This is a genomic window from Streptomyces sp. NTH33, assembly GCF_003236365.1.
GTDB lineage: Bacteria > Actinomycetota > Actinomycetes > Streptomycetales > Streptomycetaceae > Streptomyces.
In genome coordinates, this window is record NZ_POTZ01000752.1 from 1 (window position 1) to 2,112 (window position 2,112).

Annotated in this window: 4 protein-coding genes; all 4 read left to right on the forward strand. The window is 70.5% G+C overall.

Translation table 11 applies throughout. From position 1 onward, the window contains the following. Positions 1-5 precede the first annotated feature (5 nt). The gene (locus tag C1I97_RS35820; RefSeq protein WP_111007103.1) at positions 6-725 is read left to right on the forward strand and encodes a hypothetical protein; all 720 of its coding nucleotides are present in this window, start codon (positions 6-8) and stop codon (positions 723-725) included. Positions 726-875: 150 nt separating this feature from the next. Then, on the forward strand, positions 876-1,226 hold the full coding sequence (locus tag C1I97_RS35825) for an SH3 domain-containing protein (protein WP_181447073.1): 351 nt from the start codon (positions 876-878) through the stop codon (positions 1,224-1,226). A 57-nt stretch (positions 1,227-1,283) separates the two neighbouring features. Then, positions 1,284-1,745, forward strand: a complete 462-nt coding sequence (locus C1I97_RS35830) for a hypothetical protein (RefSeq protein WP_111007104.1) — start codon at positions 1,284-1,286, stop codon at positions 1,743-1,745. After that, positions 1,742-2,112 (forward strand): hypothetical protein (locus C1I97_RS35835; protein ID WP_258382907.1); only part of this gene is annotated, 371 nt, incomplete at its 3' end. The genes C1I97_RS35830 and C1I97_RS35835, both read left to right, overlap by 4 nt.

The window sequence follows — 2,112 nt, forward strand, 5'->3', positions numbered from 1 at the left end:
GGCCTATGCACCCACCCGCACTCGACCTTCGTCTGGACGGCTTCGAAGCCGCCGACGAGCAGACCCGGGAAGCGTTCCGGCGCGCGATCGAGATCGAGCAGAGCGAACTCACCCCGCTGGCCGAGCATCACGCCCCCGACGGCGCGAGCTACCACGTCCTCCACAACGGTGCCGTCACCTGGGGCACCCCCGGGGAGCCGCAGCTCGTCGCCCTGCACCTGCAGCGCGACCTGGAGGCGAAGACGTTCCGCTTCGCTCACGCGAGACTGCCTCTGCCGGCGATGGCACAGTCCTGGCTCATCCACCGCGGCTGCCCGCCCAAGGAGATCAGCCTGGCGCCCGGTATGGGAACCGCCCCGGCGGACGAGACGACCCGTGCGCTGGAACACAGGCTCATGAGCGACGGCGACCACTTCGCTCTCCTGCACAGCTACACCGACGACAACCCCGACAACGCCGTGACCGTCGTGGTCCTGCGCTCACTCGACGTGGGCAGCCTGTCCCCGTTTCGCGTGCTCCACGAGGCCGTGGACACCGGCGCGTGGACCCACACCCTGCGCGAGGGCGGCTTTGCCACCTACGCCGAAACCCTGCAGTGGTGCGAGGACGCCCTCAGCGGCGAGGCTCCTCCTCTGCCACCGGTCCAGCCCACGGCCCGGTCCGTCCCGCGATCGGACTATTCCCTTCCGGCCCCCGCACAACGTCCCGCGGGCCGCAGCCGCTGAAGTCAAGCCCGTGAAGCGGACGGAAATATAGACGACGATCGCCGGTTAGCCAAACCGGCGAATCCGTGGACTCTAGTAGCGGCCGACAGGGCGAATGCCCGGTCCGCTTCTCTCTGCATTCCCCTTTTCCCGTATGGAGGTTACTTCCGCATGCGCTCATCCCGAATAGCGCTGTCCGCCGCCGTGCTCGGCGCGCTCGCCCTGCCGATCGTGTCCGCGACGGCGGCCACGGCGGCAGCTCCGGCATCCGCGCCGAGCACGATGCCGGCCACCCGGGCGTGCGACCGGCCCGGCCCCTGGGTCATCGGCACGCAGGCCGTCGTCATCCGCTCCAAGGCGTCGGCCAAGTCCATCCGGCTCGGCATCCTCTACCGCGGCCACCGCTTCACCGTCCACAAGACCAGCGGGAACTGGCACTACATCACGGACACGACCACCGGCGTGAAGGGCTGGGTCTCCGGCACCTACGTCTACCGCGATGTCCGCATGTGCCTGGACTGACTCAGCGTTCGAACTCCGCCTGCCTGTATCCGTGTCCCTCCCAGGAAGGAAAGCCCTGTGTCCGACGACGCAGAAGATGTCGTGGGCGTGCTCACCGAACAGATCGAGCAACGCTTCGGCATGAGCATCGGCGAGCTGAAGACCGCCGTCGCAGCCGCCCCGGACGCTAATCGCCAGGCCACCGACGTCGTGCGCTGGCACGGTCTGCTCACCGAGTCCCAGACCGCTCTGGAGCGCGCGGAGGACGACCTGCTGCGGGCCCTGGAAACGCAGCCCAGCGAGGTCGACGACCCCACGATGGACCTCGCCCACCGCGTCAACGCGGCCGTTACCGCCCGCGACGGGCGGGCCATGGTCGTACGGTGGCTGCTCGACCCCGACGCACCAGGCAAACGGGGTCCCGACGCCGACCGGCTGGCCCGCCTCGACCGCGGCCGGCGCCAGGGCCCGGCCGTGCCCACCAGCGCACCGGCCCGGCCTGCGACGGCGCCGGCCACCGGCCGGGGAGTCCTGCGATGAGCGTCCGCGACAAGCCCTGCACCCAGGACACCCGGCTCCACGAGGTCTTCGGCGCCCCGGTCACCGACCTGTACGGGCAGGCCGCCGGCCCGGACGCCTCCGCGGCCATCACCCGGGCCCTGGAACTGCGCAGCTTCCTCGCCCTGGCCGAGGAGCAGGTCGCCCGGATCCGCGACCGCGTGCACGAGGCGATGGCGCCCGAGCGCGACATGGACGAACTGTCCGCGGACGACCTGCGGATGGACACGCAGTGGCTGGAGGCAGCGCTGGCAGCCCGCGACGGCTACCGCGCCGGTGATGAGGACGACGTCGTAGTCGGCAGCGACGCTTTCGAGGCAGTAGCCCCGGTAGCCTTCGGCTTCCATGT